Consider the following 21,434-nt stretch of genomic DNA (forward strand, 5'->3'; position numbering starts at 1 on the left):
GCCCTCGGGCCGGGCCGCGCCCACGAGCCGTCGACCACGAGCCGTGAGCCGCGTCCGGGTGCGGCGGATCGGGCCGAGGTGGCAGGGTGCGCCGGGGTCGGCCAGAGCAGAGGTACGGCCCCAGGTCAGCCCGAGAGGGTACGGCGGCCCGGTCGGCCCGCGCCGCGCATCCGCTGCCGGGGCGGGGGATCGGTGGCCTTCGGCCGCTTGAGGTGGTAGCGGTGCAGCTCGTTGTTGCCGGGCAGTGACGGGTCCTCGCTCATGGAGACCAGTTCCCAGCCCTGGTCCCCGGCCCGGTTGAGGTGGGCCAGCGAGGTGTCGCCGTACGGTGTCACGTCGACCATCGAGCCGTCCGGGCCGTACCAGACGAAGACGACTTCCCAGCCGAGGTCGGTGGTCGCGGCCTGACGGCGGCGGACCAGCAGGGCGTACTCCCACTTGAGCATGGCGACATTCTCACCCCGTGACGGTCCGCCGGCACGGATCAATCCTCGGCGATCCGCCCGGCGTCCACCCGCAGTCGGCGGTTCGTCTCGATGGCGGCAAGCATCCGCCGGTCGTGGGTGACCAGGAGCAGCGTGCCCGGGTAGCTGGCCAGCGCCGATTCGAGCTGCTCGATGGCGGGCAGGTCCAGATGGTTTGTGGGCTCGTCGAGCACCAGCAGGTTGACCCCACGGCCCTGGAGCAGGGCCAGCGCCGCCCGGGTCCGCTCTCCGGGGGAGAGGGTGGCCGCAGGCCGTGGGACGTGCGCCGCCCGCAATCCGAACTTGGCCAGCAGGGTCCGCGCGTCCGCCGGCGACATGTGGGGTACGGCCGCGTGGAACGCGTCGATCAGCGAGGCGTCGCCGAGGAACAGCCCACGGGCCTGGTCGACCTCGCCGACCACCACGCCCGGCCCCAGCGAGGCGGTGCCCTCGTCCAACGGCAGCCGGCCCAGCAGCGCGGCCAGCAGGGTGGACTTGCCGGAGCCGTTCGCCCCGGTGACCGCGACCCGGTCCGCCCAGTCGATCTGAAGGTCGATCGGTCCGAGAGTGAACCCGCCCCGGCGTACCACGGCACCTCGAAGCGTGGCCACGACGGCGCCGGCGCGGGGTGCGGCGGCGATCTCCATGCGCAGCTCCCACTCCTTGCGGGGCTCCTCGACCACGTCGAGCCGTTCGATGAGCCGTTCGGTCTGCTTGGCCTTGGCGGCCTGCTTCTCGCTCGCCTCGCTCCGGAACTTGCGGCCGATCTTGTCGTTGTCGGTGGCCTTACGGCGGGCGTTCTTCACGCCCTTCTCCATCCAGCCACGCTGGGTGCGGGCCCGTGCCTCCAACCCGGCCTTTGTGTCGGCGTACTCCTCGAAGTCGGCGCGGGCGTGCCGGCGCGCCACCTCGCGCTCCTCCAGGTAGGCCGCGTAACCGCCGCCGTACTGGTTGATCTGCTGCTGGGGCAGGTCCAGCTCCAACACGCGGGTCACAGTGCGGGTCAGGAACTCCCGGTCGTGGCTGACCAGCACCGTCCCGGCCCGCAGCCCGGTGACGAACTCCTCCAGCCGCTCCAGCCCGGCCAGATCCAGGTCGTTCGTCGGCTCGTCGAGCAGGAACACGTCGTACCGGCTGAGCAGCAGCGACGCGAGCCCGGCGCGGGCGGCCTGACCGCCGGAGAGCCCGGTCGTCGGATGGTCCAGATCCACCGCGAGGCCCAGGTCGGCGCTCACCTGCTCGGCGCGCTCCTCCAGGTCCGCGCCGCCGAGGGCGAGCCAGCGCTCCAGGGCGTCGGCGTACGCGTCGTCGGCCCCGGCTGTTCCGGCGGTCAGCGCCTCGGTCGCCGCGTCCAACGCGGCCTGCGCGGCGGTCACCCCGGTCCGCCGGGCCAGGAAGTCGCGTACCGTCTCGCCCGGTCGCCGTTCCGGCTCCTGCGGCAGGTGCCCGACGCTCGCGGTGGGCGGGCTGAGTCGGACGCTGCCGGCCTCCACCGGCAACAATCCGGCGAGGGTACGCAGCAGCGTCGACTTGCCAGCGCCGTTCGGCCCGACCAGGCCGACCACGTCGCCGGGGGCGACCACCAGGTCCAGTCCGGCGAAGAGTGGGCGGTCGCCGTGCCCGGCGGCCAGGTCCTTGACGATCATCGTGGCGCTCATCAGGACGGCAGCCTATCCGGCTGCCCGCATGAGGACCGACGGCAGCGGGCACACTCAACGGCGTGGTGACCACTCTGGCGATCGACTGCGGTGGCGGCGGCATCAAGGCGTCCGTACTCGACGAGGCCGGCACGATGCGCGCACGGCCGCTGCGGGTGCCGACCCCGTACCCGCTGCCGCCCGCGCTGTTCGTCCAGACGCTGCTGGACCTGGGCGGGCAGCTACCGACGGCGGACCGCCTGACCGTCGGCATGCCCGGCATGATCCGGCACGGAGTGGTGGTGGCCACCCCGCACTACGTCACCAGAAACGGGCCTCGCACCCGCGTCGACCCCGACCTGTTGGCCGAGTGGTCCGGCTGGGACGCGCGAGGGGCGCTGGCCGACGCGTTCGGGGTGCCGGCGCTGGTGCTCAACGACGCCGAGGTGCACGGCGCCGGGGTGGTCGCCGGCACCGGCTGCGAACTGGTGCTGACCCTGGGGACAGGGCTGGGCAGTGCCCTCTTCGACGGTGGTCGGCTCGCGCCGCACCTCGAGCTGTCCCACGCGCCGGTGCGGTGGGGAACCACCTACGACACGTACGTCGGCGAGCCGGAGCGTCGGCGGCTCGGCGACGCGTTCTGGTCCCGTCGGATCCGACAGGTGGTGGACGGGCTCCGCCCCGTGTTCCGCTGGGACCGCCTCTATCTGGGAGGAGGCAACTCGCGGCTGATCCGGCCCGAACAGCTCACCCGGATGGGCGACGACGTGGTGGTGGTGCCGAACACCGCAGGCATCGTCGGCGGCGTCCGCGCGTGGGAGCTGTCCGCCGGCCGCCGGAACGCCCGCACCTGAGCCGGAAGTGGCCCGAATTCGACCTCGGGAACAGTCGCCAAACTCACAGCGTTGTGCCAGCGTCGGAGCAGGTGACGGGTACGACCCGAGGAGGTGGGCAGATGGATCTTCTGGCGGACTACCGGCGGGCGACCATGTTCTTCGAGACCGGTGACCCGAGCGGAGCGGCCCGACTGTTGGAGCCGATCGTGGACGCCGAGCCCGGCAACGCGGCGGTTCGGCAGTTGCTGGCCCGGGCGTACTTCCAGTCGGCCCAGCTCAACCGGGCCGAGGAGCACCTCCGGGAGCTGGTCGACCGGGACCCGAGCGACCACTACGCGCACCACGTGCTGGGCCGGACGCTGGAGCGGCTGAACCGGCACTCGGACGCGCTGCGGCACCTGCGGATCGCCGCCGCCATGTACGCGGCCAACGACGACTACCGGGTGGCGCTGGATCGGGTCGAGGCCCGTGTCGGCGGCACCCGCTGAACGTGAACCGGTGACGAGCAAGGGGCGGTCCTGCGGGGCCGCCCCTTCGTCGTACGGCGGGGTGCCCGCCGAGCATGCCTAGGATGGCGGCATGGGACCTGACCGGCCGAGGGCTGCGGCATGAAGCTCAAGCTGGACCTGCACGAGATCTTCAACAAGGGCCAGGACATCGACCGTGCGCTGCGCGGGATCATGGACGAGGCGGTGGCGAAGAAGGCCACCCTCGTCGAGATCATCCCCGGCAAGGGGTCCGGCCAGCTCAAGAAGCGGGTGCTGCGGTTCCTCGACCAGAAGGACGTCAAGCAGCTCTACCACCGGGTGGAGAAGGATTCGAAGAACTTCGGCCGCCTCTTCGTCCACTTCCGCTGGAAGTAGCACAGAGCGATCCGCTCCGAAGCTAGATCGGATCTAGCTTCGGAGGGCCGGTATCCGCCGGTCGGGGTCAGGGGCTCGCGGCGAGGACGCCGCACACGGCCAGCGGTAGCACCGCGCTCAGCGTGCCCACCAGGGCCGACGAACGGATCCGGGTACGAGACACGAGCGCCGCGAGCAGTGTGAGGCTGACCAGCAGCGCGAGGAAGAGCGCCGGCGTGGCCACGTAGAGCCCGAAGATCAGCATCCTGGACCGCTCGGAGTCGCACCCTTGGCCGCAGCCGGCGGGAACAGTTTCGGAGCGCGTGCCGAGGAACAGGCCGAACGCCACGACGACTGCCGCGTACCAGCCGGCCAGCACCAGGAGCGAGGTGCGGGGGTCGGCCCTGCCCGTCTCGGCGAGGGCGGGGCGTGTCGCCGACAGCGTCATCGCCGAAGTATCCGACATCGCGCGAGCGGCGTCAGCCCGCTGGCGTCGCCGGATCGACCGGGACCACGTCCCCGCGCCGTGGGCGGCTACTAGGTTTCGGAACATGTCATCTGGACCTTCGCGCCACCGCCCCGGAGTTGGTTGGCTGGTGCGCCGGCTGCCGACCCGGGCGGTCGAGGCGGCGTCGCACCTCCAGGCCTTCGTGCTCTCCGGTGTGGTCACGGTGCTTGCCGTGCGGGCGTACCTGGAGGCGACCGGCTATCCGCAGATCGGCGGCGGCGGGCTGCACATCGCCCATGTGCTCTGGGGCGGCCTGCTGCTCGCGGTCGGCCTGGGGATCCCGCTCGTCTTCCTGGGCGAAGGGGCACGCACAGCCGGGGCGATCGTCGGCGGCGTCGGGTTCGGTCTGTTCATCGACGAGGTGGGCAAGTTCGTCACCACCGGCACCGACTACTTCTATGCCCCGGCCGCCGCCATCATCTACGTCGCGTTCGCCCTGCTCGTCCTGCTCACCCAGGCGGTACGTGGGCGTACCGGCCGATCCCAGTTGACCCCGGCCGAGCGTACGGCCAACGCGCTGGACGTGGTGCTCAGCGGTCAGCCTGCCGGGCTGACCGACCGGCGCCGGGCGGAGGTGCGGCGTCTCGTGCGGGGCACCGGGCCTGCTGCCGAGGCTGCCATGGAGCAGTTGCTGGACACGATGCCCCGGCGCGAGCCGCCTCCGGTCCGGTTCTGGCAGCGGGCGGCGGAGGGGGCCCGGCGTCTCGCCGTCTGGGCGACCCGGCAGCGCTGGCTGGTCTGGCTGGTGGTGATCTACCTGGTGGTGGAGCCGGTGCTGGTCGTGGTGGCGGTGCTGCTGGACGGTGTGACCGGAGAGCTGGACCAGGAACGCGAGTGGGGCGCGGTGCTCGGTGTCACCGCCACCGCGCTGGTCACGGCGGTGCTCAGCCTGCGGGCGGCGTGGCTGCTGCGCCCGAACCGGCTCGATGCGTTCCGGCTGTTCAAGCTCGCCCTGCTCGTCGACCTGCTGTTCGGGCAGATCTTCAACTTCACTGTCAACCAGTTCAGTGCTGTCGCCGTGGTCGCGATCGACCTGGCCCTGCTGGGGGTGGTGACCGCCGAGCACCGCCGGTTGCGGCGCGCCGCCGACCAGGGTGCCCTTCCCGACGCTCCCTAGGATGATCACCGACCACGGTCCTAATGAGGGGGCTTTTCCATGGTGGACAGGAACGACATCGAGGCGGCCGCCGCGCTGGTCGCCGGGCGGGTCCGGGAAACCCCGGTCATCGCTGTCGACGGGGCAGACCTGGGTGTGGCCGGTCAGCTCAGCCTCAAGCTGGAACTGCACCAGCACACCGGGTCGTTCAAGCCGCGTGGCGCGTTCAACCGGATGCTCCAGGGGCCGCTGCCGCCGGCCGGGGTGATCGCCGCCTCGGGCGGAAACCACGGTCTCGCTGTCGCGTACGCGGCCCGGTCGCTTGGCGTACCGGCTGAGGTTTTCGTGCCGGTGACCTCCTCGCCGGTGAAGGTGCAGCGGCTCGCCGGGCTGGGTGCCCAGGTGCGGCAGGTGGGTCAGCACTACGCGGAGGCGTTGGCGGCGAGCACCCAACGGGCGGAGGAAACCGGCGCGCTCGTCGTGCACGCGTACGACCAGCCGGAGGTGGTGGCCGGTCAGGGCACCGTCGGGCGGGAGCTGGAACGGCAGGTGGACGGCGTCGACACGGTGCTGGTGGCTGTCGGCGGCGGTGGGTTGGTGTCCGGCATCGCCAGTTGGTTCGACGGGTCGGTACGTGTCGTCGCCGTCGAGCCCGAGCAGATCCCCACGCTGCACTCCGCTCTGAAGGCGGACGGACCGGTCGACATCGCTGTGGGCGGCGTCGCCACCGACTCGCTGGGTGCCCGACGGATCGGTGAGATCGCCTTCGACACCGCCCGTCGTACCGGAGTCGTTTCGGTGCTGGTCCGCGACGAGGATCTAATGCGGGCGCGCCGGCTGCTCTGGTCGGAGCTGCGGATCGCCGCCGAGTTCGGTGGTGCTGCCGCGTTGGCCGCCCTGGTCGGCGGGGCGTACGTGCCGCAGGCGGGGGAGCGGGTGGCGGTGATCGTTTGCGGCGGCAACACCGATCCGAGCGACCTGGGACCGGCAGCGCCGCACTGAGCTGGCCCGGCGGGAGCAACTCCCGCCGGACCAGCAGCGGGTCGGTCAGAGGGGATAGGTACGGGCGACCGCCAGCATGTCGGACCTGTGCGACCCGACGATGCCGACGTCCGGCGGTCGGGGGCGGAAGCCGGGCAGAGCGTCCAGGCCGTCGCTGGCGTCCATGGCCCGCACCACCACAGGCCCGCCCTTCGGGCTCACTGTCAGGGTGACCTCGAAGCCCTCCGGCGGCAGGGCGTGGAAGACCAGCCCGAAGCCCCACTTCCCCTTCCGGGGCTCCATCGGCACCGGTCGGCCGGCGACCTCGGCGCGCAGCACCGTGGCGGTCGACGTGTCGACGTGCAGGGTGGCCAGCCGGGCCGGCCGCTGCGGGGTGAGCCGCAGCCGCAGTGTGCGCTCGGCGCCGGAGGTGCTGTCGGCAAGTACGTCCACCTTCGGCGCCGGCAGGTTCGTCACCGGCGCCGGCCCGCTTCGCAGCTTGGCCTTGCCCAGCCCGGGGAACTCGTCCTCGACGCTTGTGAACTCACCCACGTAGCCGTCGGTCCACGGCTGCGGATCGGGCTCGCGGCTGAGCCAGCGGGCCTGGCCGGTGCCGGCGTCCATGGCGTACATCAGGTGGGTTGGCGCGGGGTGGTCGGCGTCCAACCGGTCCACGGCGAGCCCGACCCCGGCGAGCACCACGGCCGCCAGGGCGGCAGCCCCGGCCGGCAGGACGGCGAGCCGTCGGGCGCGCAGGGCCACCAGTCCCCGCTGGCCGCCGGCCTGCGGGTGCAGCAGGTCGACCACCGGCAGGGCGGTCAGGCCGAGCAGCACAGCGACAAGCGCGGCAACCCCGCCCTTCGCCATGCCCAGCGCGGGAAAGAGCAGAGTCACTGTGGGCAGCAGGATGATCACGCCGACCGCCGCGGCGGCGGTCGTCGCCACCACCGGCCACGGCCCGGTCTGCCGGGTCCGCAGCGCGACAAGCCCGGCGATGCCACCGGCCAGGGCCGGCAGTGTGGTGAGGTACGCCCCGCCGGGCACCGCCACGGCGAGCAGCACCCCGAGCACTGCCAGCCAGGCCAGCCCGCCGACGGCGAGCGCGGCCGGGCCGATCCGGCGGCGGGTCAGCGCGTACCAGGTGAACAGGATCGCGGCGGCGAGCGCCAGCACTGCCATCCGGTACCAGATCGGCCGGTACGGGTCGAGCAGTTGGGCGTACCCCGGTCGGATGGCGCTGATCGCCAGCCAGAGCAGTTGCGCGGCGGCCGGCGCGGCCACGATCGGCACGAGGGCGAGTCCGAAGCCGGCGGCCAGGCGGCCGGTGCTGGCCCGGCCCTGGCGGCGGGTCAGCCAGCCCAGCGCGGCCACCGCGAGCACCGCGAGCAGGGCCAGCGGCAGGGTGAGCCAGCCGGGATAGTGGACCAGCCCGCCGGGGACCGGGAAGTAGGTGGCGTCGTCGCCCGCACGCAGGGCGGTCAGGTCGGTGCGGCCGAACTCCCGGGCGAGGCCCAGCGCGTTGTCCCCGTGCTGCTGCAGGCTGCCCTGGTTCACCGCCGCAGGGGTGTCCAGCGGCGTGTGGTAGACCGCGCCGCCGTCGATGTAGGCCGAGTTCAACCCGGCGAACTTCTGGTCGAGGAAGGCGGTGAAGTCGGTGTCGTTCGGCAGCGCCCGGTAGATCTCCACAGCGAACGAGGTGCCGACCGGGTGCGGGGCGGCCCTGCTGAAGACGTCCACGAGCTTCGCGTTGTTCTGCGACGTCTCGAACATGATCACCGGGCCGGTGGACCCGCGCGCCTCCAGGTTGAGCACCACCCCGCCGTCGGCGGCCAGCGGATGGCTGGCGGAGAACGCCACCGCGCCGCAGAGGCACGCCTCCTCGGCGTCGGTGAGCACGAAGACGATGTCGTTGCGCGGCCGGGGCCCGACGCTGAGGGCGCGGGCCACCTCCAGGATGGCAGCGGTGCCGGCGGCGGCGTCGTTGCCACCCGGCCCGGTCTGCACCGAGTCGTAGTGGGACACCAGGAACACCCGGCCCGTCGGGTCGGTGCCGGGCAGCCGGGCCACCACGTTGCGGACCCGGGCCAGGGCCGTCCCGCCCGCCGCCCCGCTGAGTTCCCCTGCCTCCGGTGCCACGGTGTCCTGCACCTCGGTCTCCAGGCCCAGCCCGCGTAGCCGCTGCTCAAGGTGCGCCCGGACCTGGTCGTTGGCCGGGCTGCCGGCGGCGTGCGGCCGGGCCGCGATGACCTGCACGTCCTCGTAGGCGCGGGCGGCGCTGAACTCGCCCGTCGGAGCGTCCGCCGGCCGTGGCGTCGGCGTGCGCAGGTCGAGCAGGCTGCCGGCGCCGACGGCGACCAGCGCGACGAGCGCCGCAGCGGCAGCCAGGAGCCGCCGGCGCGGTCGCGCCAACGCACGGTCGGCAGCGGGTACGCCGCGTTTCGGGCGGGTCGGTGTGTCGGCCGTGGCGGGTGTGGAAGGTGCGCCCACGGGAACTCCTTGAGGATGGTGGGGCCTGAGGGGTGGCATCATCCTGCCTTCCGACTCCCCGGATGGCACGGCCGAATGTCCATCGATCTTCGGTCCGGCGGCGAGCAGTGACCCGGCCCATGCCCGCCCGTGCCGCGCCCATCGTGTTGTGTGCGACCGTTGTCTAATACAGGATCAGCGGGGCACCCGGAAGGAGAGCGACATCACCAGCGAACTCCCGCGTCTCGCGGCGGCGACCCGGCCGCAGCGGGGAGCCGGCATTGCCGGTTCCCCCGTGGTGCCGTACCCCCACGGTGGCCTGGGGCGACACGCCAGCCTGCCGCCCGGTGAGCGGTTGCGGGTGCTGCTGGTGGAGGACGACGAGGGCGACGCCTTCCTCGTCGGTGAGTTGCTCGCCGAGACGAACTCGATGATCGACCTGTTGGTCGCCACCAGCCTCAGCGAGGCGCGTCAGCGGATCACGAACGTCGACTGCGTACTGCTCGACCTCGGTCTGCCCGACGCGCAGGGCCTGGACGGGCTGCGCCAGGTGCTGGAGATGTCCAGCGGCGCCGCGGTGTGCGTCCTGACCGGCCGCTCGGACGAACACCTGGGCATCGTGGCGGTGGCCGAGGGCGCACAGGACTACCTGGTCAAGGGCCAGGTGGACGGCGTGCTGCTGACCCGGGCGTTGCGCTACGCGGTGGAGCGCAAGCGCGCCGATGTGAACGCCCGCCGGCTGCGCGAGGTCGAGTTGCGCCAGGCCGAGTCGGCCCGGCTCGAACGTGGCCTGCTGCCCCAGCCGCTGATGACGACCGACCAGGTGGCGGTGCACACCTTCTACCGGCCCGGCCGGCACGCCGCGCTGATCGGTGGGGACTTCTTCGACGTGGTGCAGACCCACCCGGACCGTCTCGACCTGATCGTCGGCGACGTCTGCGGGCACGGGGTCGACGAGGCCGCGCTCGGCGTGGAACTGCGGGTGGCCTGGCGGGCACTGGTGCTCGCCGGGGTGCCGGACGACGAGGTGCTGCCCGCGCTGGAGCAGGTGCTGATGAGTGAGCGCCGTCTTCAGGAGATTTTCGCGACGGTGGCCACCGTCCGCCTGGACCTGGATGCCAACAGGGCAACCGTCCGGCTCGCCGGGCATCCGCCACCGCTGCTGCTCTCCGGCGGCCGGGTCACCCCGGTGCCCGCGCCCGGCGGCCTGCTGCTGGGCGTACGACCCCGCCGGCCGATCGCCTACGACCTGGAGTTCGACACCGATGACTGGTCCCTGTTGATGTACACCGACGGCCTGATCGAGGGGCGGGTTGGCGCGAGCGACGACCGGCTCGACGTACCGGGCCTGAGCGGGCTGCTCGACGAGCCGGCCAACCGCCAGGTGCCGCTGCCCGAGCTGCCGGCCTGGCTGGTGGGTCGGGCCGAGCAGATCAACGGCGGCCCGCTCGCTGACGACGTGGCAATGCTGCTGGTCAGCCGGGGCGGTGGCCGGTGAAGTCGATGGTTGGCGGCTGGAATCTGCGCCGCCGGGTCATGACCATGCTCGTCGTCGTGGGTCTGCTGCTGATCGGCCTGGCCGGCGCGGAGGCGGCGGTGGCCGCCCGAAACCGCACGCAGATCGACGCGATCCTCAACAAGACCGCCCCACTGCGGGTGCAGTCGCAGGAGTTGCTCAACGCGCTGCTCGACCAGGAGACGGCGGTCCGCGGGTACGCGGTCAGCGGTGACCCGGCCGACCTCGGCCCGTACCAGGTCGGGCTCGACCAGGAGCGGGACACCATCGCCTCGATGCAGATGCTGCTCGACGACTACCCGCAGATCGGCCAGGAGCTGCGAATAGTCGAGGAGCGTACCGAGCAGTGGCGGCGGTCGGTCGCCGAGCCGGTGATCACGGCAACCAAGGAGAGGGGCACCAGGGCCGGCCAGGAACTGGTCACCGACGGCGCTCGGCAGCAGTTCGACGAGTTGCGAGCTGCGGTCGGCGATCTCCAGGATGAGATCCTGAGCGCTCGGGAGCAGTCCGCCACCGACGTACGTCGCAGCAGCAACCTGCTGGTCGTGTTGTTGATCGTCGCCGCGTTGGTGGTGGTCGTGGCCGGCTCGGCCCTGCTGCTGTCCCTGGACCGGATGGTGATCCGGCCACTGATCGGGCTGGCCACCCAGGTCCGTGAGGTCGCCGACGGTGACTACCAGCACCGCATCGCCACCACCGGCCCACCGGAGTTCGTCCGGCTCGGCGAGGACGTGGACGCGATGCGCCAGAAGATCGCCGCCGACCTGGCCGAGGTGCGGGAGGCCCGTGAGCGCATCGAGTGGGTGAACACCCAGCTCCAGAAGCAGGCCGAGGAGCTGACCCGCTCCAACCGTGACCTGGAGCAGTTCGCGTACGTCGCCTCGCACGATCTCCAGGAGCCGTTGCGCAAGGTGGCCAGCTTCTGCCAGCTGCTCCAGCGCCGCTACTCGGGGCAGCTCGACGAGCGGGCCGACCAGTACATCGCCTTCGCGGTCGACGGCGCGCAGCGGATGCAGCGCCTGATCAACGATCTGCTCGCGTTCTCCCGGATCGGTCGGCTCACCACCGGTTTCGTCGATGTCGACCTGAACAAGGTGATGGGGGACGTGGCCGGGCAGACCGAGGCAGCCCGGCAGTACGCCGACGCGGAGTTGACCTGGACCGAGATGCCGGTGATCCGGGGCGAGGAGCCCTTGCTCACCAACCTGCTGGCGAACCTGGTCAGCAACTCGATCAAGTTCCGTCGTCCGGACGTGCCGCCGAAGGTGCACATCTCGTCCCGCCTCGTCGACGGCGAGTGGGAGATCAGCTGTCAGGACAACGGCATCGGCATCGAGCCCGAATTCGCCGACAAGATCTTCGTCATCTTCCAGCGGCTGCACTCGAAGGACGCGTACCCGGGCACCGGCATCGGGTTGGCGATCGTCAAGAAGATCGTGGAATATCACGGCGGCCGGGTCTGGGTGGACACCGACGTGCCGGAGGGTACGGCGATCCGGTTCACCCTGCCGGTACGGCCGGAGGACCTGGAGACGACCGACGCCGCCGACCCGGCGGAGCAGTCGGACCAGTCGGACCAGCCGGAGTCGACCGCTAGCGACGAGACAAAAGCCGCAGACGAGTCGCCGGACGCCCTGCCGGAACAGTCCGCCGGGTCGGACCGGAAGGACCGGGCCGACGGGTCGCCGGAAGGCGGTAGAACGGGTGACATGAGGGAGACGGTGGGATGACCGCGCCGGCCGACGGCAAGAGCCCGATCGAGGTCCTGCTCGTGGAGGACGATCCGGGTGACGTGTTGATGACCCAGGAGGCGTTCGAGGAGCACAAGCTGCGCAACCGGCTGACCGTCGTCTCCGACGGCGCCGAGGCGCTCGCCTACCTGCGGCGGGAGGGTCCGTACGCGGACGTGGTGACGCCCGATCTGATCCTGCTCGACCTCAACCTGCCCCGGCGGGATGGTCGGGAGGTGCTCGAAGAGATCAAGAAGGACGAAGAGCTGCGCCGCATCCCGGTGGTCGTGCTCACCACCTCGCAGGCCGACGAGGACATCCTGCGCAGCTACCAGTTGCACGCCAACGCCTACGTGACAAAGCCTGTCGACTTCGAGCGCTTCATCTCGGTGGTCCGCCAGATCGACGAGTTCTTCGTCAGCGTGGTCAAGTTGCCGCCTCGTGGCTGACACCCTGCTCGACGACGTCGGCGACCTGCTCCTGGAGGCCGCCGACCAGGTCGTGCTGCCGCTGTTCCGCAAGCTCGACGATGCTGACGTGTCGGAGAAGGCACCAGGCGAGGTGGTGACGGTCGCCGACCGTCGCGCCGAAGAGTTGATCTCGGCAGGGCTGCGCCGGCTCCGGCCCGGCTCGGTGGTCGTCGGTGAGGAGGGCGTCGCCGACGACCCAGGGCTGTTGCGGCATCTGCGCGACAGCGGGGACGTCTGGCTGGTCGACCCGGTCGACGGCACCGCCAACTTCGCCGCCGGCCGCCGCCCGTTCGCCCTGATGGTGGCACTGCTCACCGACGGCCGCCCGACCGCCGGCTGGGTCCTCGACCCGCTGGCCGAGACGCTTGCCGTCGGGCGGGCCGAGGACGGCACCCTGCTCAACGGTCGGCCGGTGGGCACCGCCGCGACGGTGCCGCCCGTGGGCGAGCTGCGGGGTGCGGCGATGACCCGGTTCCTGCCGCCGGAGGCCCGGGAGCGGGTCCGTGCCGGTGGCCGGCGGCTCGGGGAGCTGCTGCCGGGCCAGCACTGCGCCGGCCGGGAATACCTGGACATCCTCACCGGTGAGCAACAGTTCACCCTCTTCTGGCGCACCCTGCCCTGGGACCACGCTCCGGGCACCCTGCTGGTCCGGGCGGCCGGTGGTGTCGCCCGCCGGTTCGACGGCGTCGACTACCACCCCGCCGACGAGGGTTGCGGGCTGCTCGTCGCCGCCAACGAGCAGGTCTGGGCCGACGTGCACGACGCCCTGCTCAGCGCCTGACCGTCGTACGGCGACGACTGCGACACGCTGCGTCGACATCGCAGCGGGCGGGCGGTCACAGGGCTGGCGACCCGGGCGTGTTCCGGTATCGTGACCGGCGGTCTCCGCCAGCAGGCCGCCGACCGGCGCCGGCGGGGACGCCGCCGCGCGAGGTTCACCGGGGGCCGGCGGTCGACGGAAGGACGCTTTCGTGCCCAGGAACAGGCTCGCCCAGTGGCGCGGTCGCCGCGTGCTGCTCCCGCTGCTCGCCGCGCTGCTGGTGCTCACCGGTACGGCCGTGCCCGCGCACGCCGAGCCCAACGAGGGTGGCAGCAAGAAGCTCCAGGACGCGCTGGAGTCGACTGCCAAGGGCCACATCGAGGCCAAGGCCAAGTTGGACACCTCCAAGCGCCGGCAGACCGCGCTGGCCGGCGAGCTGAAGGCCGTCGAGGGGCGGCTCGTCGGGCTCACCGCGCAGGTCGGCGAGGTGGCTGCGCAGTCGTACCGCGTTGGCCGGATCACCCCGACGGCGATGCTGCTCAACACCGCCACCCCGCAGGCGTTCCTGCAACGCGCCGCCGACCTGGACCTGATGGCCCAGCGCGACAGCAAGCGGTTGCGTGACCTCGCCGAGGCCCAGCAGCAGGCGCAGCAGGCCAAACTCGCTGTGGACGCCGAGGTCCGCGAGCAGCAGAAGCAGCTCGCCGTGATGGCGAAGAAGAAGAAGGAGGCCGAGGCGGCTCTCGCCGAGGTCAGCTCGGGCGGCAGCGGCGGCTTCAGCGGCGGCAGTTCCGCCTCGGCGAAGCCGGCGCCGCGCAACTCCGACGGGTCCTGGCCGTCGGAGTCCTGCTCGGTGAAGGACCCGACGACGTCCGGCTGCATCACCCCGCGCACCCTCAACGCGCTCAAGCAGACCCAGGCGGCCGGCTACAAGCGGCACGTCTCCTGCAAGCGCGAGGGCGGCAGCGGCGAGCACCCGAAGGGTCGGGCCTGCGACTTCTCGGCCGCCACGAACGGCTTCGAGGACCGCAACGCGACAGGCGGCGACAAGGCGTACGGGGACAGCCTGGCTGCCTGGCACGTGCGCAACGCCGACCGGCTGGGTGTGCTCTACGTGATTTGGTACCGGCAGATCTGGCATCCGGGGACGGGGTGGCGGTCGTACAGCGGCAGCGGCAGCCCCGCCGCGAGCCACACGAACCATGTTCATCTCTCGATGTACTGACCCGGAACGCCAGCTTCGCTGCGTACCATCGCGACGATGAGCTCCCCACCGTCCGACATTGCGACCCCGCCGGCCCCTGCGGCCCCGCCCGTGCCGGTCACCGGCCGGGCGTTGCCCAACGGCTTGGCCGCGTTCCTGGTCTTCTTCTCCAGCGGCGCCGTGCTGGTGCTGGAGACCGTCGCGTTGCGCCTGGTCGGTCCCTACGTCGGGGTGACCCTCCAGGTGACCAGCTCGGTGATCGGCATCGCCCTGGCCGCGATCGCGTACGGGGCGTGGTCCGGCGGCTGGTTGGCCGACCGGCGCGACCCGCGGGGTCTGCTGGCGCCAGCGCTGGTGCTGGCCGGCATCGCCACCGCGATCACCCTGCCGGTGGTCCGGTACGCAGGTGAGGTGCTGCGTGGCGGCGCGGCCAGCGCCATCCTGCTGCTTGTGGCGCTCGCCGTGTTCGTGCCGGCGGCGCTCCTGGCCGCTGTCACCCCGCTTGTGGTGAAACTCCAACTCGCCGACCTGCGCCGCACCGGCCAGGTGGTCGGCCGGCTGTCCGGCATCGGCACGCTCGGCGGCATCACCGCGACCCTGCTCACCGGCTTCGTGCTGGTCGCCGCACTGCGCAGCACCGTCATCCTGCTGGCGCTGGCGATATCGCTCGGGCTCGTCGGCGTCGGCCTCGGCTGGTATCTGCGCCGCCAGGCGCCCACCGAACTGCCCGGTCCGGCACGCACCCGGGCCGCGCTGGCAGTGCTCGGCCTGGTCGGGGCGGGACTGAGCACCGTCGCGCCGAACCCGTGCGACATCGAGACGGCCTACCACTGTGCCGAGGTGACAACGGACCCGGACCGGCCCAGCGGTCGGGTCCTGCTGCTCAACTCGGCCCAGCACTCGTACGTGGACCTGGCCGACCCGAAACACCTTCAGTACGCGTACACCAAGTGGATCGGCGCGGTCGCCGACGTGGCCGCGCCGGCCGGGCAGCGGTTGGACGCGCTGCACCTGGGCGGTGGCGGGTTCACGGTGCCGATGTACCTGGCCGCCACCCGACCGGGCACCGACAACGTCGTGTTCGAGATCGACGGCGGGCTCGTCGAACTGGGCAAGCGGGAGCTGGGCGTACGCCCGGGGCCGGGCCTGCGGGCCGAGGTGGGCGACGCCCGGATGCTTGTCGTCGGCGAGCCGGCGGACAGCCGGGACCTGGTCGTCGGTGACGCGTTCGGGCATCTCGTGGTGCCCTGGCACCTGGCCACCCGGGAGATGGCCGCCGAAGTCCGTCGGGTGACCCGCCCCGGCGGGGTGTACGTGCAGAACGTCATCGACTATCCGCCGCTGCGGTTCATCCGCGCCGAGCTGGCCACTGTCGCCGCCGAGTTTCCGCACGTCGCGTTGGTGGCCCCGCCGGAGGCGCTCGCCGAGGAACGCGGCAGCAACTTCCTCATCGTCGCCTCGGAAGCGCCGCTGCCGCTGGCCGCCATCAGCGCCCGGCTGGAGCAGGTGGACCGCACTGTCAGCCTGATCTCCGGCGCGGAGCTGACGGAATTCGTCGGCGGGGCGCTGGTGTTGACCGACGACTACGCCCCGGTGGACCAACTGTTGGCGACCGCCTGATCGGGTGAAACTCGTGACCGATTCCGATCGGTCAGGTGTAGTCCGGTGGCGTACGGGCAACAACGGCCACCATGGGTGGTGGGGATCGGAACGGTGCACAACTCCTCGATGAGCGGTACCGGCTGGTCGAGCAGCTCGGTGCGGGCGGCATGTCGGTGGTCTGGCGTGGCTACGACGAGGTGCTCGGCCGCCAGGTCGCGGTGAAGGTGCTGGCCTCCCGGCTGGCCAGCGACCGGGCCTTCCGGCACCGGATCCGGATCGAGGCGCAGGCCGCCGCGCGGCTGTGCCACCCCAACATCACAAACGTGTACGACTACGGCGAGTCCCAGCAGGTCGGCCTGACAGTGCCGTACGTGGTGATGGAGCTTGTCGACGGCGGTTCACTTGCCGGCCGGCTCAGCCGCGAGGGGCGGTTGCCGTGGCGGGAGGCGGTGGCCATCGGTGCCGAGGTCAGCTCGGCGCTGGCCACCGCGCACAGCCGTGGCGTCGTGCACCGCGACGTCACCCCGGGCAACGTGATGCTCACCCCGACCGGGGTGAAGGTCGTCGACTTCGGCATCTCCGCGCTGGTGGGGGAGAGCGAGAAGGGCCCGGACGGCGCGCTGCTCGGCACACCCGCGTACCTCGCACCGGAGCGGCTGGACAACGGCCAGGTCTCCCCGGCCACCGACGTGTACGCAGTCGGGCTGCTGCTCTACCGGATGCTCACCGGCCGGCTGCCGTGGGAGGCGACCACCACCACGCAGATGCTGCGGGCGCACATGTACAGCGACCCGGATCCGATGCCGTCGGTGCCGGGGCTCCCCGACGAGGTGACCGACCTGGTGCGCCGCTGCCTCGCCAAGCGACCCGGTGACCGGCCGGCCACCGCCGAGTTGGCCCGTACCCTCGCCGAGGCGGCCGGAATGCCGGCGGCCGTGCCGGTCTCACCGGCCGGCCCCCTGGACCCGGCCGCGTTGGCAAGTGCGGGCACCACGATCCTGCCCTGGTCGGCGGCGACCGACGCGCTGCCGCTGTCACGTACCCGTAACCGGGCCCGGCGGGTGAGCCGGCGTCGGCAGGTGGAGGCCGGGGTGGCCGCCGTCGGGCTGATCGCTGTCACCGGGGCGATGTGGGGGTTCACCTCCCGCAGCCCGGCCAGCGGCGAGGAGCGCCCCACCGAGGCGCGGATGGGTCTGCCGCAGGTCGCGCCGTGCGAGGTGTCGTACGCCCTGCGCACGGATTCCGGCAAGGACTTCACAGCCGAATTGACAGTTACCAACACCGGCGACCGCGAGCTGCGCGACTGGACGATGAGGTTCACCTTCCCCGGTCAGCAGAAGGTGACGAAGGCGGAGCCGGCCCCGGTGCGGCAGGACGGCGGCGAGGTGCAGGTCCGGCCGGCAGCGCAGCGTACGAGCCTGGCGCCGGGCGCGGCCGAGAAGGTCACCCTGACCGGTTCGTACACCGGGTCGAACCCGCTGCCTGTGGAGTTCCGCCTCGGCGACGCGCCCTGCGGGGTACGCGTCTCCGGTGTGGCAGGCACGGCCCCGGCCATCGTCCCGCCGAGCAAGGCACCGGCGCCCAAGGCGACGACGAAGACCCCCGCCAAGACGACGAAGACCGCGCCCAAGGCACCTAAGAAGGCCGCGCCGAAGCCCGAGAAGCCCGGCAAGGGGAAGGGGCCGGGTGGTGGCCCGGGAAAAGCGGAAAAGTGACGAAGGGTGAGACGAAGGGGGAACGGAAGGGGCCGGGCGGCGGGAAGAAGTGAACAGCCTCAGCGGAGCCTCGCGAACCGGTGCACCTGCTCGATCCCACCTTCCACGACCAGGACCCCGTCCCGGGGCAGTGGCGTGTCGTCCGATGCGGACCGGAAGTGTTCCCCCGGCACCTTGACGCCTACGACCCGGACTCCGAGGCGATCGTTCGGGCGTAGGTCGAGCAGGGTCCGCCCGGCCAGGGACTCCGGCACCCGGACGGCGGCGATCGCGAAGTCGTCGTCGAGTTCGACGAAGTCGAGCAGCTGACTGACGATCAGGTGTGCCACCCGTTCGCCGGTCTCCGCCTCCGGAAAGATCACATGGTGCGCGCCCACCGACGACAGGATCTTCGCGTGCTTCTGTGAGGTGGCCCGCGCCCAGACCTGCGGCACCCCCAGCTCGACAAGCGCCAGCACGGTGAGCACGCTGGCCTCCATCGAGGCACCGATGGCCACCACGGCCCGTCCGAAGCCTGCGACGCCGAGTTGCCTCAGCGCCCCCTCCTCGGTCGCGTCGGCCTGGACCACCCGGTCGAGCTGCGCGGACCAGCGCTGCACCCGCTCCGGGCTCCGGTCGATGGCCAGCACCTCGTGGTCCATCCGGGTCAGCGACCCGGCCAGGTGGCATCCGAACCGACCCAGCCCGATCACCACGATGCCGCCGCTGTCCGCACGCCTAGCCGACACCTCGACCCTCCTCGCTGCTAGCCGACAACGGGTTGCTCCTGGGGGTAGCGGTAGAGCCGATGCCGGGTGTTCAGGGCGATCGCCGAGCCGAGGGTGAGCGGCCCGACCCGACCGATGAACATGAGCACTGTCAGAGCCAGTTGGCCGCTGGCCGGCAGCGTGCCGGCCAGGCCGACGGTCAGACCGGTGGTGCTGAACGCGGACGTGACCTCGAACAGGGCCGAGACGAAGGGGGCGCCCTCGGTGAGCAGCAGAAGCGCCATCGTCCCGGCCGTGACCAGCGCGACGCTGAGCAGGGCCACTGTGACCGCCTGCCGCTGGCTGGCGGTGGCCACCCGCCGGTGCCCGACCGTCACGTCTGGCTCGCCGCGCAGCTCCGCCCAGATGGTGAACCCGAGCAGGAAGAACGTGGAGACCTTGATTCCGCCGGCCGTGCTGGCGCTGCCGCCCCCGATGAACATCAACACGATCAGCAGTGGATAGCTCTCCTCCTGCAGGGCGCTGATGTCCAGCACGCTGTAGCCGCCGGTGCGGCTCAGCGCGATCTGGGTGAACGAGGCGAGTGCCTTGCCCCGGGAGTCGTACGGGCCGATCGTCTCGGCGTTTGTCCACTCGGCGGCGAGCAGACCGGCGAAGCCGAGCAGCAGCAGCACGGCACTGCCCCAGATGGTCAGCTTGGTCGCCACCGCCCAGCGGGCCGGCTGACGCCATTCTCGGGCCGCCTCGAACAGGGCCGGAAACCCGAGCCCGCCGACGATCGCGCCGAGCGCCAACGGCAGCGACACCCACGGGTCGCGATTGAAGGCGAGCAGACCGTCGGAGTAGAGCGCGAAGCCACAGTTGTTGAACGCCTGCACGGAGTGGAAGACGCCCGACCAGAGCGCTCGCCCCGGCGGGTAGTCGTAGGTCAGCCAGAGCCGGCCGGCGACCACCGCGGTCATCACGGCCTCGCAGGCGAAGACGGTCACCGCGATCCGGCGCAGCAACCGACCCACGTCACCGAGCCCGAACTCCGCCGTTTCGGCCTGCACGAGCAGCCGATTGCGCAGCCCCAACTGGCGCGAGACCACAAGGATCACCAGCGCCGCCGCGGTGAGAATGCCGAGACCGCCGAGCTGGGTGAGCAGTGTGATCACCAGCAGTCCCCAGCCGGACCAGTAGTTGGGGGTGTCGGTGACGGCCATGCCGGTGACCGACACCGCCGACGTGGCGGTGAACAACGCGGTGGTCAGGGGTGGGCGCTGGTGCTGCACTGTCGCCCAGCGCGCCATCAGCAGTGCGGTGCCGAGCAGGATCGGCACCAGGAAGGCGAACGGCACCAGCCGCACGGGGTTGCGGAAGAACCGGCGCACCAGACAATCTTCCGTTTTCGGTCGACGTCCGGAGCGGGAACGCCCATTCCGAAGGCACTCCGTGCCCGCGCCCGTCGTCGTGCGACCACGGGCCGCCGTCGGATCTTGAATGAATGGCGTGGGGCGACACAGGCGCCGGGCGGGCCGTGGGGGTCGACGCCATCGAAAGGGCGGGTCCGAGGGCGGGGACGCGGCCCTTTGTAACCTCCGGCCACCTCATTCCTGTTACTTGTGTGTTTCTGCCACATAGCTCGTGGGTGACGTCACTTCTAGCGTGGGCCGTCACAAAGAAGTTCTCTCCCTCCGAGTCCTCATGTGGAGTCGCAATGACGGTCCGGACGACGCGGCGGGTGTTCCTCTCCGCCGCCACGATGATGGCCGCGGCGTTGGCCGCCACGGCCTGTGGCAGCCCGCAGGACACCGCCACCGGCGGCGGCGACAGCGCCGCGCCGGTAAAGGTCGGCCTGGTGTACTCCCAGTCGGGTGCGCTGGCCAGTTACGGAAAGCAGTACATAGAGGGGTTCAAGGCGGGGCTCGACTTCGCCACCAAGGGCACCGGCAAGGTCGGTGACCGCACGATCGAGGTGAGCGAGGTCGACGACGCGGGAGACCCCGCCAAGGCGGTGTCCGCCGCCAAGGACCTGATCGGCAAGGGTACGAAGATCATCGCCGGTTCCACCGCCTCCGGCGTGGCGCTCCAGGTCGCCCCGATCGCGGCGCAGAACAAGGTCCTGTTCATCTCCGGGCCGGCCGCCACCGACGCGGTGACCGGCGCCAACAAGTACACGTTCCGTTCCGGCCGGCAGTCCTACCAGGACGTGGTCACCGCCAGGTCGTTCATCGGCGACCCGGCCGGCAAGAAGGTAGTGGTCTTCGCCCAGGACGGCGCGTTCGGCGACGCCAACGAGGCAGCCGTCAAGGCCGTCATCGGCGGCGCGGGCGCCACCGTCAGCAGCGTACGGGCACCGGCCAGCGCCACCGAGTTCACGCCGTTCGCCAGCCAGATCAAGACCGCGAAGCCGGATCTGCTCTTCGTCGCCTGGGCCGGCACCACCGCCCCGGCCATGTGGCAGACCCTCGACCAACAGGGCGTGCTGTCGTCCACGACCGTCGTGACCGGCCTCGACATCCGCGCCTCCTGGCCGACGTTCGGCGCGGCCGGCACGAAGATCTCCTTCCTGTCGCACTACTTCGACGGCGCGTCCGACACCGAGGCCAGCAAGGCGCTGAAGGCCAAGGTCGGCACCGTCGACCTGTTCCACCCGGACGGCTTCGCCGCAGCCCAGATGGTGGTCCGTGCCGTGCAGGAGGGCGGGGAGGACGTCGACAAGATGGTCACCGCCCTGGAGGGCTGGAGCTTCGACGGGGTCAAGGGCAAGATGACCATCCGAGCCGAGGACCACGCGCTGCTCCAGCCGATGTACCAGGCCAAGCTCACCGGCAGCGGCACCGCCTTCACGGCCACCGCGCAGAAGAGCCTCACCGGTGACGAGTCGGCGCCGCCGGCCGTGGCCATGAAGGGCTGAG

19 protein-coding genes are annotated in these 21,434 nt (G+C 71.6%); 13 read left to right on the plus strand and 6 right to left on the minus strand.

The window, feature by feature from the left end:
* Positions 1-125: 125 nt before the first annotated feature.
* Together ACLQ23_RS08215 and ACLQ23_RS08220 are read right to left on the minus strand one after the other, a co-directional pair.
* Positions 126-446 (minus strand): hypothetical protein, encoded by a 321-nt coding sequence (locus ACLQ23_RS08215; RefSeq protein ID WP_053654123.1) that lies wholly within the window; start codon positions 444-446, stop codon positions 126-128.
* A gap of 38 nt (positions 447-484) precedes the next feature.
* Positions 485-2,122, minus strand: coding sequence for an ABC-F family ATP-binding cassette domain-containing protein (locus ACLQ23_RS08220; protein ID WP_355589567.1), 1,638 nt, complete (start codon positions 2,120-2,122; stop codon positions 485-487).
* A gap of 62 nt (positions 2,123-2,184) precedes the next feature.
* On the opposite strand from ACLQ23_RS08220, the gene ACLQ23_RS08225 reads away from it, so the two are divergent.
* From ACLQ23_RS08225 to ACLQ23_RS08235, 3 genes are all read left to right on the plus strand, one after another.
* Positions 2,185-2,955 (plus strand): ROK family protein, encoded by a 771-nt coding sequence (locus ACLQ23_RS08225; RefSeq protein WP_355628848.1) that lies wholly within the window; start codon positions 2,185-2,187, stop codon positions 2,953-2,955.
* Between the two features lie 101 nt (positions 2,956-3,056).
* Entirely contained in the window at positions 3,057-3,425 is a 369-nt protein-coding gene (locus tag ACLQ23_RS08230; protein ID WP_355589563.1) for a tetratricopeptide repeat protein, read from the plus strand.
* A gap of 120 nt (positions 3,426-3,545) precedes the next feature.
* Entirely contained in the window at positions 3,546-3,800 is a 255-nt protein-coding gene (locus ACLQ23_RS08235; RefSeq protein ID WP_007465523.1) for a Smr/MutS family protein, read from the plus strand.
* A gap of 67 nt (positions 3,801-3,867) precedes the next feature.
* On the opposite strand, the gene ACLQ23_RS08240 is transcribed toward ACLQ23_RS08235, so the two are convergent.
* Complete coding sequence (locus ACLQ23_RS08240; protein WP_355589561.1) at positions 3,868-4,227, minus strand: hypothetical protein; 360 nt, start codon at positions 4,225-4,227, stop codon at positions 3,868-3,870.
* Positions 4,228-4,384: 157 nt separating this feature from the next.
* Here ACLQ23_RS08240 and ACLQ23_RS08245 point away from each other — a divergent pair, with 157 nt between their 5' ends.
* Positions 4,385-5,404: a hypothetical protein gene (locus ACLQ23_RS08245; RefSeq protein ID WP_355590353.1), complete on the plus strand. Its 1,020-nt coding sequence runs from the start codon at positions 4,385-4,387 to the stop codon at positions 5,402-5,404.
* A 39-nt stretch (positions 5,405-5,443) separates the two neighbouring features.
* Entirely contained in the window at positions 5,444-6,385 is a 942-nt protein-coding gene (locus ACLQ23_RS08250; protein WP_355589560.1) for a threonine/serine dehydratase, read from the plus strand.
* A gap of 45 nt (positions 6,386-6,430) precedes the next feature.
* Here ACLQ23_RS08250 and ACLQ23_RS08255 read toward each other — a convergent pair whose 3' ends face one another.
* On the minus strand, positions 6,431-8,851 hold the full coding sequence (locus ACLQ23_RS08255; RefSeq protein WP_355628845.1) for a M28 family peptidase: 2,421 nt from the start codon (positions 8,849-8,851) through the stop codon (positions 6,431-6,433).
* A 274-nt stretch (positions 8,852-9,125) separates the two neighbouring features.
* Between ACLQ23_RS08255 and ACLQ23_RS08260 the strand changes: the two genes are divergently transcribed.
* From ACLQ23_RS08260 to ACLQ23_RS08290, 7 genes are all read left to right on the plus strand, one after another.
* Positions 9,126-10,328: a PP2C family protein-serine/threonine phosphatase gene (locus tag ACLQ23_RS08260; protein ID WP_355589556.1), complete on the plus strand. Its 1,203-nt coding sequence runs from the start codon at positions 9,126-9,128 to the stop codon at positions 10,326-10,328.
* Positions 10,329-10,333: 5 nt separating this feature from the next.
* Positions 10,334-12,076, plus strand: a complete 1,743-nt coding sequence (locus ACLQ23_RS08265) for a sensor histidine kinase (protein ID WP_425880503.1) — start codon at positions 10,334-10,336, stop codon at positions 12,074-12,076.
* Positions 12,073-12,525 (plus strand): response regulator, encoded by a 453-nt coding sequence (locus tag ACLQ23_RS08270; protein WP_355589552.1) that lies wholly within the window; start codon positions 12,073-12,075, stop codon positions 12,523-12,525. The genes ACLQ23_RS08265 and ACLQ23_RS08270 overlap by 4 nt, the downstream gene beginning before the upstream one ends.
* Positions 12,518-13,327: an inositol monophosphatase family protein gene (locus ACLQ23_RS08275; protein WP_355628840.1), complete on the plus strand. Its 810-nt coding sequence runs from the start codon at positions 12,518-12,520 to the stop codon at positions 13,325-13,327. The genes ACLQ23_RS08270 and ACLQ23_RS08275 overlap by 8 nt, the downstream gene beginning before the upstream one ends.
* 190 nt (positions 13,328-13,517) lie before the next feature.
* Positions 13,518-14,531 carry a coiled-coil domain-containing protein gene (locus ACLQ23_RS08280; protein WP_355589548.1) on the plus strand — a complete coding sequence of 338 codons (1,014 nt, stop codon included), beginning with the start codon at positions 13,518-13,520 and terminating at the stop codon, positions 14,529-14,531.
* Positions 14,532-14,567: 36 nt separating this feature from the next.
* Positions 14,568-16,130, plus strand: a complete 1,563-nt coding sequence (locus tag ACLQ23_RS08285) for a fused MFS/spermidine synthase (protein WP_355589546.1) — start codon at positions 14,568-14,570, stop codon at positions 16,128-16,130.
* A 71-nt stretch (positions 16,131-16,201) separates the two neighbouring features.
* On the plus strand, positions 16,202-17,827 hold the full coding sequence (locus ACLQ23_RS08290; protein WP_355589544.1) for a serine/threonine-protein kinase: 1,626 nt from the start codon (positions 16,202-16,204) through the stop codon (positions 17,825-17,827).
* A 59-nt stretch (positions 17,828-17,886) separates the two neighbouring features.
* Here the strand turns inward: ACLQ23_RS08290 and ACLQ23_RS08295 are convergent, their stop codons facing one another.
* The gene (locus ACLQ23_RS08295) at positions 17,887-18,555 is read right to left on the minus strand and encodes a potassium channel family protein (protein WP_355589542.1); all 669 of its coding nucleotides are present in this window, start codon (positions 18,553-18,555) and stop codon (positions 17,887-17,889) included.
* Positions 18,556-18,572: 17 nt separating this feature from the next.
* Positions 18,573-19,907, minus strand: coding sequence for a TrkH family potassium uptake protein (locus tag ACLQ23_RS08300; protein ID WP_355589540.1), 1,335 nt, complete (start codon positions 19,905-19,907; stop codon positions 18,573-18,575).
* A gap of 326 nt (positions 19,908-20,233) precedes the next feature.
* Between ACLQ23_RS08300 and ACLQ23_RS08305 the strand changes: the two genes are divergently transcribed.
* On the plus strand, positions 20,234-21,433 hold the full coding sequence (locus ACLQ23_RS08305) for a substrate-binding domain-containing protein (protein ID WP_355589538.1): 1,200 nt from the start codon (positions 20,234-20,236) through the stop codon (positions 21,431-21,433).
* Position 21,434: the final 1 nt, after the last annotated feature.

The sequence above is a fragment of the Micromonospora sp. DT41 genome (assembly GCF_049841715.1).
GTDB lineage: Bacteria > Actinomycetota > Actinomycetes > Mycobacteriales > Micromonosporaceae > Micromonospora > Micromonospora profundi.

What these genes read in the sequence shown, in the direction of transcription:
- ACLQ23_RS08235 (WP_007465523.1), top strand. Translation starts at nt 3,546, where the DNA reads ATGAAGCTCAAGCTGGACCTGCACGAGATCTTCAACAAGGGCCAGGAC.
- ACLQ23_RS08270 (WP_355589552.1), top strand. Translation starts at nt 12,073, where the DNA reads ATGACCGCGCCGGCCGACGGCAAGAGCCCGATCGAGGTCCTGCTCGTG.
- ACLQ23_RS08240 (WP_355589561.1), bottom strand. Translation starts at nt 4,227, where the DNA reads ATGACGCTGTCGGCGACACGCCCCGCCCTCGCCGAGACGGGCAGGGCC.
- ACLQ23_RS08220 (WP_355589567.1), bottom strand. Translation starts at nt 2,122, where the DNA reads ATGAGCGCCACGATGATCGTCAAGGACCTGGCCGCCGGGCACGGCGAC.
- ACLQ23_RS08285 (WP_355589546.1), top strand. Translation starts at nt 14,568, where the DNA reads ATGAGCTCCCCACCGTCCGACATTGCGACCCCGCCGGCCCCTGCGGCC.
- ACLQ23_RS08305 (WP_355589538.1), top strand. Translation starts at nt 20,234, where the DNA reads ATGACGGTCCGGACGACGCGGCGGGTGTTCCTCTCCGCCGCCACGATG.
- ACLQ23_RS08230 (WP_355589563.1), top strand. Translation starts at nt 3,057, where the DNA reads ATGGATCTTCTGGCGGACTACCGGCGGGCGACCATGTTCTTCGAGACC.
- ACLQ23_RS08290 (WP_355589544.1), top strand. Translation starts at nt 16,202, where the DNA reads ATGGGTGGTGGGGATCGGAACGGTGCACAACTCCTCGATGAGCGGTAC.
- ACLQ23_RS08215 (WP_053654123.1), bottom strand. Translation starts at nt 446, where the DNA reads ATGCTCAAGTGGGAGTACGCCCTGCTGGTCCGCCGCCGTCAGGCCGCG.
- ACLQ23_RS08250 (WP_355589560.1), top strand. Translation starts at nt 5,444, where the DNA reads ATGGTGGACAGGAACGACATCGAGGCGGCCGCCGCGCTGGTCGCCGGG.
- ACLQ23_RS08265 (WP_425880503.1), top strand. Translation starts at nt 10,334, where the DNA reads ATGGTTGGCGGCTGGAATCTGCGCCGCCGGGTCATGACCATGCTCGTC.